Consider the following 14,789-nt stretch of genomic DNA (forward strand, 5'->3'; position numbering starts at 1 on the left):
GTGGCGCCGCCGATCTCTCGATGTCAAGACACTCGACATCAAGAGACTTCATGTCGACACAACCACTACACTGATCTCCATGGAGGACGAGGTCGATCGGCTGGTCGCAGCGTGGCGCCGGGAGCGCCCGGACCTCGACGTGGAGCCGCTGGAAGTACTGAGCCGGGTGAGCAGGCTGGCCCGGCACCTGGACCGCGCGCGGCGGCTCGCCTTCGCCGAGCATCAGCTGGAGCCCTGGGAGTTCGACGTGCTGACCGCGCTCAGGCGCGCCGGGACGCCGTACCAGCTCTCCCCCGGCCAGTTGCTCACCCAGACGCTGGTCACCTCGGGCACGATGACCAACCGGATCGACCGGCTCGCCAAGAAGGGCCTGGTCGAGCGGCTGCCCGACCCGAGCGACCGGCGGGGCGTGCTGGTGCGGCTGACCGACACCGGGCGCGACCGGGCCGACGAGGCGCTGGCCGGGCTGCTGGCGCAGGAGCGGGCGATCCTGGGCGAGCTGTCCACCGCGCAGCGCTCCGAACTGGCGGGGCTGCTACGCCAGTTGACCGCCCCGTTCGACAACGTCCCCGGCTAGGTCCACCGGACCCACCCCTGCCCTGCGGGCGAGCGCCACGGCGGCGAGGGTGGAGTGGACGCCGAGTTTGCCGAGGACGTTCTGCATATGGGTGCGCACGGTGTGCGGGGAGAGGAACAGCCGCTCCGCGACCGCCTTGCGGCCGAGCCCCGCGACCATGCAGCGCAGCACCTCCCGCTCGCGCGGGGTCAGCGACTCCACCAGTCGCTCGCTCTCGCTGCGGTGCTTGCGTGCGGCGGTGAGTTCCTTGAGGACGCCGGTGAGCAACGCGGGCGGCAGATGCGTCTCGTCGCGCAGGACACCCCGGATGACGGTGAGCAGCCGGGACAGCGAGCAGTCCTTGGCGACCCAGCCGCAGGCGCCCGCCTGGAGCGCGAGGGCGGCCCGGCGGGGCTCGTCCCTCTCCGCGAGGACCACGCAGCGCACGCCCGGCTGAGCGGTGCGGACCCCGGCGACCAGGGAGATCCCGTCCACCGGTCCCTCGGCGTCGCCCAGTTGCACGGGGATGGCCGCGCGGCCGGCCGGCAGGGTCCTGCCCAGGTCGGCGTCGACCAGCAGGACGTCGTACCTGCGGCCCTCGGCGGCGGCCCGCTCCAGGCAGCGCAGCGCCGCCGGACCGCTGCCGGCGGCGAAGACGTCGACGTCCGGCTCCGCGGCGAGCGCGGCGGCGAGCGACTCGGCGAAGATGCGGTGATCGTCGACGACCAGGACTCGGATGCGAACCACGTAACCCCCTATCCCCAGGCTCCGCGTGGGAGCGGGGGAGACCCCAGGTTGGGAGAACGACGACGGCTCGCGGTCACGGCACCCGCGAAGGGGCCACCGACCGCGCGGCCCCAGCCGTCGCGGACAGTGCTACCCCCCTCGCGGGTGCCGTACCCGCCTGTCTCGCCCCCTGAATCGGCACCGGCCCCCACCGGCACCGCTTCTCAGCGTACGGGCGGGGGTCGTCGGGGGCGGGCGAATTGGCGGAACTGACCGGGCTGCGCGTTTATGGTGTGCCGCATGTTTCGTATCGAGACGGAAGTCGACAAGGACCGACGTGCTCTGCTGCGGGCGCGGCTACGGGACACCAACACAGCTGCCTCCCCCGTCCTGGCCGCCCTGCGCGGCACCCCCGGTGCGCGGGAAACCCCGCTCCACGTCTGGGCGTTGGACGACGCGGGCCAGCTGTCCGGCGGCCTGGTGGCCCACACCTGGGCCGGCTGGCTCCACATCACCCACCTCTGGGTCGACACCCCCCATCGGGGCACCGGCCTCGGCACCCGCCTCCTCACCGAGGCCGAATACCTCGCCCTCCACCGCGCCTGCACCGCCGCCCGCGTCGAGACCTGGGACTTCCAGGCCCCCGCCTTCTACCGCAAACAGGGCTACGGCATCGTCTGCGAGATCCCGGACTACCCACCGGGGGTCACGGAGTACACACTGACGAAAAAGCTGGGGTGAGCGGGCCGCTCAGAGCAGGCGGCGGGCCCCCGGGGACGGGACCGCTTCGAAGACGCGGGGGGTCGGGTGGCCGGCGTTCGCGAAGGCTTCCTCGGTCGCCTTGGTGATGGTGTCCACCGAGGAGGCGTCCACCAGGGCGATGGCGGAGCCGCCGAAGCCGCCGCCGGTCATGCGGGCGCCGAGGGCTCCCGCTGACAAGGACGTGTCGACGGCGAGGTCCAGCTCGGGGCAGGAGATGCGGAAGTCGTCGCGGAGGGAGGCGTGGCCCTCGGTGAGGAGGGGACCGATGTCGCGGACGTTGCCCTCCGTCAGCAACTCCACCACCCGTTCCACTCGGTGGTCCTCCGTGACGACATGGCGGACCAGTCGGCGGACTTCCTCCTCGTCGCCGAGGTCCGACAGGGCCGCGTCCAGGTCGGCGTACGGAACGTCCCGCAGCGCGTCCACCCCCAGCAGCGCCGCGCCCTTCTCGCAGCCCGCGCGGCGCTTGCCGTACTCGCCGCTGCTGTGGGCGTGCTTGACCTGGGTGTCGATGACCAGGAGGCGCAGGCCCTCGGCGGCGAGGTCGAAGGGGATCTGGCGCTGGGAGAGGTCGCGGGTGTCGAGGAAGAGGGCGTGGCCCTCCTCGCAGCAGGCGGAGGCGGTCTGGTCCATGATGCCGGTGGGGGCGCCGACGTAGACGTTCTCGGCGCGCTGGCACAGGCGGGCCAACCGCCAGCGGGGCAGGCCGAGTTCGTGGAGGTCGTTCAGGGCGAGGGCGACGACGATCTCCAGGGCCGCCGAGGAGGACAGACCCGCGCCGGTCGGCACCGTGGAGGACAGATGGATGTCCGCGCCGGTCAGGGCGTGGCCCGCCTCGCGCAACGCCCAGACGACGCCCGCCGGGTACGCCGTCCAGTCGTGGTCCGTGCCCGGCTCCAGGGTGTCGAGGCGCAGCTCGACGGGGCCGCCCTCGACGTCCGCCGAGTGCAGCCGCAGCACGCCGTCCGAGCGGCGCGAGACCGCCGCCGTCACCTGGTGGGGAAGTGCGAACGGCATCACGAAGCCGTCGTTGTAGTCGGTGTGTTCGCCGATCAGGTTCACCCGGCCCGGCGCCGCCCACACCCCCTCCGGCTCGGCTCCGTACAGCTCGGCGAAGCGTTCCCGGACCGACTCTGCGCCCACTACTGCTCCTTGTGCGTCCGACGCGCGAACTGCCAGGCGTCCGCGATGATCCCGGCGAGGTCCGCGCGGGAAGGGTTCCAGCCCAGTGTGGCGCGTGCCGTCTCGGCGGACGCCACCAGGACCGCCGGATCGCCGGCCCGGCGCGGGGCGGTGATCTCGGGGACCGGGTGCCCGGTGACCTCGCGGACGGTCTCGATGACCTCGCGCACGGAGAAGCCGTTGCCGTTGCCGAGGTTGCAGATCAGGTGTTCGCCGGTCTCGGCGGCGTCGAGGGCGAGGAGGTGGGCCTCGGCGAGGTCGGCGACGTGGATGTAGTCGCGTACGCAGGTGCCGTCGGGGGTCGGGTAGTCGTCGCCGTAGACGGAGATGGCGTCGCGGCGTCCCTGGGCGACCTGGAGGACGAGCGGGATGAGATGGGTCTCGGGGTCGTGCCGCTCGCCGTAACTGCCGTACGCGCCCGCCACGTTGAAGTAGCGCAGCGAGACCGCCGCGAGTCCGTGCGCCGCCGCCTCGCCGGTGATCATGTGGTCGACCGCGAGCTTGGAGGCGCCGTAGGGGTTGGTGGGCCTGGTCGGGGCGGACTCCCGGATCGGGACCTCCTCCGGCTCGCCGTAGGTCGCGGCGGTGGAGGAGAAGACCAGGCGGCGCACGCCCGCCTCGCGCATCGCGGCGAGCAGCGCCATGGTGCCGCCGACGTTGTTCTCCCAGTACTTCTCGGGCTTCACGACCGACTCGCCGACCTGCGAGAACGCGGCGAAGTGCAGCACACCGTCGTAGGAGGAGTCGAGCCACTTGGCGGCGTCGCGGATGTCGCCCTCGACGAACGCGGCTCCCTCGGGGACGCCCGCGCGGAAGCCGGTGGAGAGGTTGTCGAGGACGGTGACCTCGTGCCCCGCCTCCAGCAGATGCCGGGCCATCACGCTGCCGACATAACCCGCGCCACCCGTCACCAGGTACTTCATGAACTCGCTACCTCTCGCAGTCGCTCGGCCGCGCGCTCCGGCGGCACGTCGTTGATGAACACGTTCATGCCGGACTCGGAACCCGCGAGAAACTTCAGCTTGCCGGAAGTGCGTCGGATGGTGAAAAGCTCCAGGTGCAGCGCGAAGTCCTCGCGCTCCACGCCGTCCACGCCGGTCGGCCCGAACGGCGCCTGGTGCCAGGCGGCGATGTACGGCGTCGGGGGCTCTCCCACGCCCTCGCCCGCGGCGCCCTCCCCTTCCTCCCGCTCGAAGATCCGGTCGAAGCGCCTCAAGAGTTCCAGATAGACCCGGGGGAACTCCGTGCGCGCGTCCTCGTCGAGCGCGAGCAGATCGGGCACCCGGCGCTTGGGATACAGGTGGACCTCGTACGGCCAGTGCGCGGCGTACGGCACGAAGGCCGCCCAGTGTTCACTCTCCAGGACGACCCGCTCACCGGCGAGTTCACGCGCGAGGACGACGTCGAAGAGGTTCTCCCCGCCGCTGTCCTCCTTGTGCGCGGCGACGGAGCGGAGCATCAGCGCGGTGCGGGGCGTGGTGAACGGATAGGCGTAGATCTGCCCGTGGGGGTGCCCGAGGGTCACCCCGATCTCGGCGCCCCGGTTCTCGAAGCAGAACACCTGCTTCACAGAGGGGAGTCGCGCGAGTTCGGCGGTGCGGTCGGTCCATGCGTCAAGCACGAGCCGGGCCTGTTCCTCGGTGAGGTCGGCGAAGGACGCGTCGTGGTCGGAGGTGAAGCAGACGACCTCGCAGCGCCCGGAGTCCCCGGCGAGCGAGGGGAAGCGGTTCTCGAAGACCACCACGTCGTAGGAGGAGTCGGGGATCTCGCTCAGCCGCTCGCCGCGGCTCGGGCACAGCGGGCACTCGTCGGCCGGGGGGTGGTAGGTGCGGCCCTGGCGGTGGGAGGCGACGGCGACCGAGTCGCCGAGCAGCGGGTCGCGGCGGATCTCGGAACGGGTGACCGTGGGCTCCAGCGGGCGCCGGTCCACCGCGTCGCGCACGGTGTCGTCGCGCAGGTCGTAGTAGATCAGCTCACGCCCGTCGGCCAGCCGCGTCGGGGTCTTCTTCACGCCGGACTCCTTGATCGACATCCCGCAGGGCGTCCTCACCCAATCACTCAACACAATCAAACATAACAAACCACAACTCGACAACGGGTCGTACGATCACAATCAAACAAAGAACACCAACAGAACTGTTCAAATACTGAAGGCCGCGGCGTAGGTTCCGCTCTGGATCAGTTCGCGCAACGAAGCGAGTTCTCATGCAGACGTCCCCGACCGGCCCCGCGCCCCTGGCGGCGGGCCACACCTACCTGGCCGCGGAGCTACGGCTCCCCACCAACTGGCTCGACTACACGATCCTGGCCATCTACTTCGTCGTCGTCCTCGGCATCGGCTTCGCGGCCCGCCGCTCGGTGAAGACCAGCCTGGACTTCTTCCTCTCCGGACGCTCGCTGCCCGCCTGGATCACCGGCCTCGCCTTCATCTCGGCGAACCTGGCGGCCACCGAGATCCTGGGCATGGCGGCCAACAGTGCGCAGTACGGCGCGTACACGGTGCACTGGTACTGGATCGGCGCCATCCCCGCGATGGTCTTCCTGGGCCTCGTGATGATGCCCTTCTACTACGGCAGCAAGGTCCGCTCGGTCCCCGAGTTCCTGCTGCTGCGCTTCGACAAGGCCGCCCATCTGCTCAGCTCGATCCTGTTCGCGTTCGCGGCGATCCTGATCGCGGGCGTCAACCTGTACGCCCTCGCGATCGTGGTCGAGGCACTCCTCGGCTGGCCGCAGTGGGTGGCGATCGTGGTCGCGGGCGCCTTCGTGCTCGCGTACATCACGCTCGGCGGTCTCTCCTCGGCGATCTACAACGAGGTGCTCCAGTTCTTCGTGATCCTGGCGGCCCTCATCCCGATCACCTTCCTCGGTCTGAAGAAGGTCGGCGGCTGGGACGGTCTGACCCACAAGCTGGACGCCACCCACGGCCACAACTTCACCACCGCCTGGGGCGGCACCGGCATCGGCAGCACCAACCCGCTCGGCGCGAACTGGCTGACCATCGTCCTCGGCCTCGGCTTCGTGCTGTCCTTCGGCTACTGGACCACCAACTTCGCCGAGGTGCAGCGCGCCCTGTCCGCGAAGAACCTCTCCGCCGGTCAGCGCACCCCGCTGATCGCCGCGTACCCGAAGATCTTCATCGTCTTCCTGGTGATGATCCCGGGCCTGGTCGCCGCCGCCCTGGTCCCCAAGATCGGCACCGCCGGTTCCGGGCTCCAGTACAACGACGCGATCCCCTATCTGATGCAGGAGCTGCTGCCCAACGGCGTGCTCGGCATCGCCGTCACCGGTCTACTCGCGGCGTTCATGGCGGGCATGGCGGCCAACGTGTCGTCCTTCAACACCGTGTTCACCACCGACATCTGGGCGCGCTACGTCAAGCCCGGCCAGGAGGACGGCTACTACGTCCGCTTCGGCCGGCTGATCACCGTGATCGGTGTCGCCGCGTCGGTCGGCACGGCGTTCCTGGCGTCCTCGTTCTCGAACATCATGAGCTACCTCCAGACGCTGTTCTCCTTCTTCAACGTCCCGATGTTCGTGGTCTTCATCGTCGGCATGTTCTGGAAGCGCGCCTCGGCCAAGTCCGGCTTCTGGGGCCTGCTCGCGGGCACCGCGACCGCGATGGTCAACTACTTCGTGTTCTACAAGCAGGGCATCATCTCGATCCCCTCCGACCAGGGCGCCAACTTCGTCTCCGCCATCGCGGGCTTCGTCGCGGGCGCGGTCGTCATGGTCGCGGTGTCGCTGTTCACCAAGGCCAAGCCCGCCGAGGAGCTCCAGGGCCTGGTCTACGGCACCACCTCGCCGGGCATGTCCGAGGCACCGGCCGAGGGCGACGACGCCTGGTACCGCAAGCCCGCCCTGCTCGGCTGGGGCGCCGTCGTCCTGGCCGCCGCCTGCTACATCCCGTTCTCGTTCTGATCGCGGGAGGATGAGGAAACCATGACCGAAGAATCCCCCCGCCCCGAGCACGGCGCGACCGAGCACGACGTCCAGCGCGAGGTCACCGAGCTGGAGGGCAAGTCCGCGACCGCGGCCCGCATCTTCGACCTGCGGCGCATCATCGGCGGCCTGTTCGTCGTCTACGGCGTCATCGTCACGATCGCCGGCATCACCGACTCCAAGGCCGCGATCGACAAGGCCGAGGGCGTCAACATCAACCTGTGGACCGGCATCGGGATGCTGATCCTCGGCGTCTTCTTCCTGGCCTGGCTCAAGCTCCGCCCGACCCCGCCCCCGCTCCCCGCGGAGGGCGTGACCGAGGAGGACCCGGCCCACTAGGGGGCGTCTTCCCGGTCTTCGCGAGCCCGCGAAGACCGGGGAGACACCCCCTGAACCGGGCACCGTGCGGGGCCGGAGCTGTGCGTCACAGCTCCGGCCCCGTCGTCGTGTGCGGCAGGGGACCCGCTCTGTCCAGCAGACCGGTGCGGGCGGCCAGGGCGGCGGCCTCCAGGCGGGAGCCGACGCCGAGCTTCATCAGGACACGCTGCACATGGGTACGGGCGGTGCTGGGCGCTATCCCCATGCCCGCCGCGATACGGCGCGTGTCCTCGCCCTCCGCCACCCTGACCAGCACCTCGACCTCGCGCGGGGTGAGCAGCCGCAGCAGCCGCTGCCCCTCGTCGTCGGGCTGGGCGGCGGGGTTGAGCAGCTCCGCGAAGGCGCCCTGGAGGAGCTGCGGCGCCACGACCGCCTCCCCCGCCCGCGCCTTCATCAGGGCCCGCTCGACGCCCTCGATGCGCTCGTCGTGGCGTACGTACCCCGAGGCGCCGGCCGCGAAGGCCGCCGCGATACCGCGCGGGGACGGCACGGGCCCGAGGACCACCACGGCCACCTGCGGGCGCTCCCGCTTGATCCGGACCACCGGGTCGAAGGCGCCCGGTTCGGCCGGTGCCGCAGTACCGAGCAGGCACACCTCGGGCGCCCGTGTGATCACCAGCTCGGCCGCGCCCGCCGCCGGTGCCGCCGCCGCGAGCACCCGGTGCCCGCGCAGCTTGAGCGCGGAGGCCAGCGCCTCCGCGAGCAGGCGGTGGTCGTCGACGACCATCAGCCGCACTCCCATACTGCAAACCCCCCAGTCCCCCGGTGGATGCCCCACTATGGACGCCCACCGGTCCCCGGGGACAGAGGGCCCCCCGGCGCCTCGTCCCCCATGTCCCGGAAGTTACACGCTTGTTCGACGCTGCGCCGCCACTATGCGGAGAAGTGCCCCGGACCGATGAAATCCGGGGCACTCGGGACGGGAAGGGGCGCGCTCAGCCGCCGGTGCCGAAGGCGAGCACCAGGTACTCCTTGCCGTAGGTCACCTTGTGCGCGAAGACCGCGGACATGAACAGGCGGCCGTTCGCGAACCGGAGTTCCGCGTAGTCGGGCGGCATGGTGGCCTCCGACTGGTGCACGTCGCGGGTGGCCGGGTTCTCCAGCAGCCTGGTCGCCTTGAAGGAGGAGCCGTCGATGCTGAGGACCTGGCCGCCCTTGTCGTAGGGCGGGTGGTTGTAGGCGAGCAGGTTGGTGCCGTCCATGCGCAGCGGGTAGAGCGTGTAGCCGTTGCCCGCCGGGGCGCGCTGTCCGGTCTGCTTGCCGGTGGTCAGGTCGAAGGCGACGATCTCGTTGGTCTTGCTGTACTTGTCGCCCGTGCCGTCGTGCTCCTCGGTGGCCAGGTACAGCTTGCCGTTGCCCGCGACCACGCCCCGGCAGTCCTCGACCCGGGTGATGCTGTTGCACTTGCCGGCGTAGGTGTCGCCGGGGGCGGAGATCCGGGTGAGCAGCTTGCCGGTCTTGTCGTCGATGGAGAAGTAGTCCGAGATCCCGCTGCCGTCGCCCGCGCTGTCGCCCACGTCGGCGGCGACGACCAGGGGCTCGGTGGAGATCACGGAGGCGTACTCGATGCCGGGGGCCATCTTGTACTCGGAGAGCACCTTGCCGGACTTCGCGTCGAGGGTCTGGATGTGCAGCGTCGGGTTGTCGTAGCCGCCGCACTTGCGGACCGCGACGAGCTTGGCGCCGCCGCCGTACCCGGCGTCGTAGCAGCCGTCGGACGGCTTGGGCTGCCAGAGCGCCTTGCCGGAGTCGATGTCGAACGCGGCGCCGCCCTCGTTGCTGCCCGCCGCGACGGTACGGCCGGAGACGGTGACGTTGTCGAAGGTGACGGGGAAGTCGCCCTCGCCCACCGTCTTCGTCCACAGCCGCGTGCCCTTGACGAGGTCCACGGCCGCGACCTGGGTGCAGCCCGCCCGGGGGTCGTTCATCTTCGGCTGGAAGACGATCGCCGTACGGCCGTCGTCGGTGAGCCGGCTGCTGGCCGAGCAGACCGGGCCGGGCAGCTTGAGCGTCCACTTGCGGGTGCCGTCGGCCGGGTCGTACCCGGTGATCTCCGCGACGCCCGACTTGGCGTAGACCGTGTCCGTCAGCCAGGAACCCGCCGTCACGACGGTGCTCTTGGTCTGGGGCAGCGGCACCTGGAACAGCAGCTTGGCACCGGGGTCGGCCGGGGCCTTCTCCTTGCCGCCGCCGGCCGCGCCGGAGCCGTTCTTCCCGCCGGTCCCGCCGGAGGAGTGCGCGGTGTTCCGCTTCCCGCCGTCGTCACCGGAGTGGGCGTACCAGAACCCGAGCCCCGCGATCAGCGCGATCGCGAGCACGGCGGCCACGACGATGTACACCACGGTCCGCTGCCCGGACGCCTTCGGCGCGGGGTACGGAGCGGTGGGGTGCTGCGTGTACGGCGGCTGCGGCCCGCCCGGGTAGCCGTACGGCTGCTGCGGCTGCCCCGGGTAGGCGTAGCCGGTGGGCGGCGGCGCCTGGGGGTAGCCGTAGGGGGCCTGGGGCGGGGCGGTGGGGTGCGGCTGCGGGGCGGTCGGGTGGGCGTACGGCTGCGGGTAGGCGTAGCCGGGGGTGGGGTTGCCCTGCGGGACGGGGCCGTAGCCGGGGGGCGTGCCGTAACCGCCCGGTTGGGGGGCGGCGGGGGGCTGGCCCTGGGGCGCGCCGAAACCGGGCTGGGGCGCGGCGGCGGGCGGCTGCGGCGCACCGTATCCGCCGGGCTGCGGGGCGGCGGCGGCCGGCTGTGGCTGAGGCGCGCCGAACCCCGGCGGGGGCCCGGCGACGGGCGGCTGGGGCGCGGACGCGGGAGCGGCGGGCGGCTGGGACTGGGGCGGGCCGAAGCCGCCCGACTGCGGGACGGGCGCGAGTTGCGTGGTCGGGGGGTCCTGGGCGCCGGACTGCCCGCCCGGGGATGCCTGCGAACCCGCCGTGTCCGCACCGGAGTTGTCCGCAGGAGCTGCCGGGGCCGGGTCCGCGGGAGGGACCGGCTTCAGCAGCGTGGTCGGCGGGTCCTCGGCCTCGGGCTGCTTGCTCAGGGACGCCTTGGAACTCCCCTGCCCGGCAACGGAGTTGTCCGACTCCGCGGCCGGAGGCGCAGTCCGGGGCGCCTCGGGGGCGTCCGCCGGCGGGACGGGGGCGAGCCGGGTGGTCGGCGGGTCCTGCGGGGCGGGACCGTCGGCCGGGGGCGGCTTCGGGGCGTCCTCGGCGGCGGGCGCGTCGGAGACGTCCTGCCGCGGGGCGGCCGCGGCAGGCTGGTCCGGCGTGGCCTTCGCGGGGGGCCCGGGCGTGGCGGAGGTGTCCGGCTGCGGAGCGGCCGCGGTGGGCTCGTCCTGTGCCGGAACCCGCTGCACCTCACCGGAGGTGTCCCGCTGGGGGTCGTTGGGGGGTGGCTGGGTCATGGGGTGGGTACCTCGGGGTGGGGAGGCGGGGCCTGGGTCACTTGCCGAACGCCATCATCAGCTTTTCTTTGTCGTCGTCGTTGCCGGTCAGCCGGTTCGAGGAGAGGTAGAACCGGCCGTCGGCCCAGGCGATCGAGCTGCTGAAGAAGGTGTCCTCGATCTCCGCGGTGGAGGACGGGTTCTGGAGCAGGGTGCCCGGCTTGTGCGAGGACCCGGTGGTCGGGATCGCGACGACCCGGCCCCCCGTGTCGTACGACGCGTGCACGTAGGCGACGAGCTTGCCGCCCTCCACCTTGACCGGCGTCATCGACTCGTCGGTGGGCGACTTGACGCGCCACTTCTCCTTGCCGGTGGCGAGGCTGACGGCGACGACCTCGTTGGGCCCGGTGGTCCTGCTGGTCGGCAGATAGAGCGTGTCGTCGGAGACGACGGCCCCCTGGCAGCCCTGGAGCGCGCGGTTGAGCACCGCCCACCCGCAGCTCGTGGTGAACTTCTCGTCCACCTTCACCTCGGAGCGGAACGTGCCGCCGTCGGTGAGGGTGGAGATGTTCCACGCCTTCTTGTCGTCGTTGACGAGGTAGAGCACCAGCGGGTTCACCGAGTACGCGTGCTGGACCCGCCAGCCCTTCTTTATCTTCCGCGTCCACTTCACCTTGCCGGTGGCCGCGTCGAGCTGTCGTACCTCGTCGTGCTCGTCGTCGCCGCCGACGCCGCAGGAGGCCACCTGGACCAGCCGTCCGCCGCCGCCCGTGAAGCCGACCGGGAAGCAGTCCTCGCCGTACTTCTTGGACTCGTACATCTTGTGCCCGGTGCGGACGTCGAAGGCGACGCCCGACTGCGAGCGCCCCACCAGCAGGGTGTTGCCGCTGGTGATGAGCTGCACGTTCATCGCGCTGTCGAACAGGCCGCCCTCGGGGACCTCGCCGTGCCAGCCCTTCTTGCCGGTGTCGAGGTCGAGCTGCTGGAGCTGGTTGCACTTGGCGCGGTCGCTGACGCCGTTCATGTAGCCGACGACGATCTTGCCGTCGGCCGGGTCCGGGGTGACCGCGCAGATCTTCTGCGGGAAGGAGACCGGGGCCCAGGCGGGGGCGCCGTCGGCCACGCGGTAGGCGAAGACCTGCTTGTACGCGGCCTTCACCGCCGTACGGCCGGTGATCCACATACCCGGGGCGTCCGCACCCGAACCGGGGGCGTCGGGGGCGGTCTTGTACCAGAGGACCTTCGCCTCGCCGGGCTTGCGGCCCGCGTTGAGGTCGTCGGTGTCGGAGCCGCCGTCGCCGCTGCCGTCGCCCGGGTCGACCGGGGCGGTGACGGTCGGCTTGGGGTCGTCGCTCTTGTGCGCGACGGGCTTCTTGCCGCCGGAGTCACCGGAGGTCACGGCGTAGACCGTGCCGCCGACGAGGAGCAGGGCGGCCGCGACGGCGCCCGCGATGACGGCCGCCTTCTTGCCGTTGCCGCCGGGGCCGGGCGGGGTGCCGGGGGCGCCGGGGTACGGCTGGGGCGGGTAGCCGTAGGGGCCGGGCTGCTGGGGGTACGGGCCGCCGGGCTGGGGCGGGTAGCCGTAGGGGCCCGGCTGCTGGGCGTACGGACCCGGCTGCGCGTAGGGGCCGGGCGGCTGCTGCGGGAAGCCGTAACCGGGCTGCTGCGGCGGGGTGTTCGGCGGCTGGGCCGGGGGCGGCGGGCCCTGCGGGGCGTTGTGCGGAGCGCCGAAGCCGGGCTGCGGCGGACCCTGGGGCGGCTGGCCCTGCGGCGGGGGCTGCTGTCCCTGCGGCGGCTGCGGCGGGGGCTGCTGGCCCTGCGGCGGCTGGTCCTGCGGTGCTCCGAATCCGCCCTGCGGCGGCTGACCGGGTGGCTGAGTCATCAGCGCTGCTCCCCCTCGTCCACTGATTTTTAGCCAAGTGCTCCGAGGCGGTGGCCGACCCGCAGGCCGGCGCGCGCTCCCCCGAACGGCTCTTTTCTATCACCCGCCGCCGACAGCACCCGAGCGCACAAGAGCCGGTCCTCCCAAGCGTTCCCAAGGGAGGACCGGCCCGTGATGCCGTCGTTACGCGTCCTCGGCCAACTCCAGCCAGCGCATCTCCAGTTCCTCGCGCTCGTCGCCGAGTCCGCGGAGCTGGGCGTCGAGTTCGGCCACCTTGCCGAAGTCGGTGGCGTTCTCCGCGATGGCCGCGTGGAGCTTGGTCTCCTTCTCGGAGATCTTGTCCAACTGGCGCTCGATCTTCTGGAGTTCCTTCTTCGCGGCGCGCTGGTCGGCGGCGCTGCGCTCGGGGGCGGCGGCGCTCTTCGGGGCGGGGGCGGACGTGGCCACCGCCTCCTCCATCCGCTGCCTTCGTTCCAGGTACTCGTCGATGCCGCGCGGCAGCATCCGCAGCGTGCTGTCGCCGAGGAGGGCGTACACCTTGTCGGTGGTGCGCTCCACGAAGAAGCGGTCGTGGGAGATCACGATCATCGAGCCGGGCCAGCCGTCGAGGACGTCCTCCAACTGGTTCAGGGTCTCGATGTCGAGGTCGTTGGTGGGCTCGTCCAGGAAGAGGACGTTGGGCTCGTCCATGAGGAGGCGCAGCAACTGCAGGCGGCGGCGCTCACCGCCGGACAGGTCGCCGACCGGCGTCCACTGCTTCTCCTTGCCGAAGCCGAAGGTCTCGCAGAGCTGGCCCGCCGTCATCTCGCGGCCCTTGCCGAGGTCGACGCGCTCGCGCACCTGCTGCACGGCTTCCAGCACCCGGGTGCTGGGGTCGAGTTCGGCGACCTCCTGGGACAGGTAGGCGAGCTTGACGGTCTTGCCGACCGCGATGCGTCCGGCGGCCGGCTGGGCCTCGCCCTCGGTGCGGGCGGCCTGGGCCATGGCGCGCAGCAGGGAGGTCTTGCCCGCGCCGTTGACGCCGACCAGACCGATGCGGTCGCCGGGGCCGAGCTGCCAGGTGACGTGCTGGAGCAGCAGCTTGGGGCCCGCCTCGATGGTGACGTTCTCCAGGTCGAAGACCGTCTTGCCGAGCCGCGAGGAGGCGAACTTCATCAGCTCGCCGGAGTCGCGCGGCGGCGGCACGTCCTTGATCAGCTCGTTGGCGGCCTCGACGCGGAAGCGGGGCTTGGAGGTACGGGCCGGGGCGCCCCGGCGCAGCCAGGCCAGCTCCTTGCGGACGAGGTTCTGCCGCTTGGCCTCCTCGGTGGCGGCGATGCGCTCGCGCTCCGCACGGGCGAAGACGTAGTCGGAGTAGCCGCCCTCGTACTCGTACACGTCACCGCGCTGCACGTCCCACATGCGGGTGCACACCTGGTCGAGGAACCAGCGGTCGTGGGTGACGCACACCAGCGCCGAGCGGCGCTCGCGCAGGTGCCGGGCCAGCCAGGAGATGCCCTCGACGTCGAGGTGGTTGGTGGGCTCGTCCAGGACGATGAGGTCCTGCTCCTCGATGAGCAGCTTGGCCAGCGCGATACGGCGCCGCTCACCGCCGGAGAGCGGGCCGATGACGGTGTCGAGCCCCTTGGGGAACCCGGGCAGGTCGAGGCCGCCGAACAGTCCGGTCAGCACGTCCCTGACCTTGGCGTTGCCCGCCCACTCGTGGTCGGCCATGTCCCCGATGACCTCGTGGCGGACGGTGGCCTCGGGGTCGAGCGAGTCGTGCTGCGTCAGCACGCCGAGGCGCAGTCCGCCGGAGTGCGTCACGCGCCCGCTGTCGGCGTCCTCCAGCCGTGCGAGCATCCGGATCAGGGTGGTCTTGCCGTCACCGTTCCGCCCGACGACGCCGATGCGGTCCCCCTCCGACACACCGAGCGAGACGCCGTCCAGCAGGGCACGGGTGCCGTAGACCTTGCTGACGTTCTCGACATTGACCAGGTTGACGGCCATT

Annotated in this window: 11 protein-coding genes and 1 pseudogene; 4 read left to right on the forward strand and 8 right to left on the reverse strand. The window is 71.5% G+C overall.

What is annotated here, in order from left to right:
* Nucleotides 1-79 precede the first annotated feature (79 nt).
* A complete protein-coding gene (gene tamR / locus ACWEEU_RS00570; RefSeq protein ID WP_199585574.1) occupies nucleotides 80-577 on the forward strand; it encodes a MarR family transcriptional regulator TamR in 498 nt (165 codons plus the stop codon).
* Here tamR and ACWEEU_RS00575 read toward each other — a convergent pair.
* Nucleotides 536-1,303: a LuxR C-terminal-related transcriptional regulator gene (locus ACWEEU_RS00575; protein WP_385748567.1), complete on the reverse strand. Its 768-nt coding sequence runs from the start codon at nucleotides 1,301-1,303 to the stop codon at nucleotides 536-538. The genes tamR and ACWEEU_RS00575 overlap by 42 nt on opposite strands.
* Nucleotides 1,304-1,570: 267 nt before the next feature.
* On the opposite strand from ACWEEU_RS00575, the gene ACWEEU_RS00580 reads away from it, so the two are divergent.
* Nucleotides 1,571-2,023 (forward strand): GNAT family N-acetyltransferase, encoded by a 453-nt coding sequence (locus tag ACWEEU_RS00580; protein ID WP_451726967.1) that lies wholly within the window; start codon nucleotides 1,571-1,573, stop codon nucleotides 2,021-2,023.
* 9 nt (nucleotides 2,024-2,032) lie between these two features.
* Here ACWEEU_RS00580 and galK read toward each other — a convergent pair whose 3' ends face one another.
* The 3 genes from galK to galT are packed head-to-tail and all read right to left on the reverse strand — an operon-like array spanning nucleotide 2,033 to nucleotide 5,237.
* Nucleotides 2,033-3,187: a galactokinase gene (gene galK, locus ACWEEU_RS00585; protein ID WP_451726970.1), complete on the reverse strand. Its 1,155-nt coding sequence runs from the start codon at nucleotides 3,185-3,187 to the stop codon at nucleotides 2,033-2,035.
* The gene (galE, locus tag ACWEEU_RS00590; RefSeq protein WP_451726973.1) at nucleotides 3,187-4,149 is read right to left on the reverse strand and encodes a UDP-glucose 4-epimerase GalE; all 963 of its coding nucleotides are present in this window, start codon (nucleotides 4,147-4,149) and stop codon (nucleotides 3,187-3,189) included. The genes galK and galE overlap by 1 nt, the downstream gene beginning before the upstream one ends.
* Nucleotides 4,146-5,237 (reverse strand): galactose-1-phosphate uridylyltransferase, encoded by a 1,092-nt coding sequence (galT, locus tag ACWEEU_RS00595; protein WP_385751234.1) that lies wholly within the window; start codon nucleotides 5,235-5,237, stop codon nucleotides 4,146-4,148. The genes galE and galT overlap by 4 nt, the downstream gene beginning before the upstream one ends.
* Nucleotides 5,238-5,431: 194 nt before the next feature.
* Between galT and ACWEEU_RS00600 the strand changes: the two genes are divergently transcribed.
* Nucleotides 5,432-7,144, forward strand: a complete 1,713-nt coding sequence (locus ACWEEU_RS00600; protein WP_385751228.1) for a sodium:solute symporter family protein — start codon at nucleotides 5,432-5,434, stop codon at nucleotides 7,142-7,144.
* A 21-nt stretch (nucleotides 7,145-7,165) separates the two neighbouring features.
* Nucleotides 7,166-7,504: a hypothetical protein gene (locus ACWEEU_RS00605; protein ID WP_385751231.1), complete on the forward strand. Its 339-nt coding sequence runs from the start codon at nucleotides 7,166-7,168 to the stop codon at nucleotides 7,502-7,504.
* 85 nt (nucleotides 7,505-7,589) lie between these two features.
* On the opposite strand, the gene ACWEEU_RS00610 is transcribed toward ACWEEU_RS00605, so the two are convergent.
* The 4 genes and pseudogenes from ACWEEU_RS00610 to ACWEEU_RS00625 all read right to left on the reverse strand — a co-directional run bounded on the left by ACWEEU_RS00610 (nucleotide 7,590) and on the right by ACWEEU_RS00625 (nucleotide 14,788).
* A complete protein-coding gene (locus tag ACWEEU_RS00610; protein ID WP_451726977.1) occupies nucleotides 7,590-8,285 on the reverse strand; it encodes a response regulator transcription factor in 696 nt (231 codons plus the stop codon).
* 193 nt (nucleotides 8,286-8,478) lie between these two features.
* A pseudogene (locus tag ACWEEU_RS00615) lies at nucleotides 8,479-10,368 on the reverse strand (outer membrane protein assembly factor BamB family protein); the annotation flags it as partial.
* 607 nt (nucleotides 10,369-10,975) lie between these two features.
* Nucleotides 10,976-12,799, reverse strand: coding sequence for an outer membrane protein assembly factor BamB family protein (locus tag ACWEEU_RS00620; protein WP_451726980.1), 1,824 nt, complete (start codon nucleotides 12,797-12,799; stop codon nucleotides 10,976-10,978).
* Between the two features lie 183 nt (nucleotides 12,800-12,982).
* The gene (locus ACWEEU_RS00625) at nucleotides 12,983-14,788 is read right to left on the reverse strand and encodes an ABC-F family ATP-binding cassette domain-containing protein (RefSeq protein WP_385743192.1); all 1,806 of its coding nucleotides are present in this window, start codon (nucleotides 14,786-14,788) and stop codon (nucleotides 12,983-12,985) included.
* Between the last annotated feature and the right edge of the window lies 1 nt (nucleotide 14,789).

It is taken from the genome of Streptomyces sp. NPDC005004, assembly GCF_053600675.1.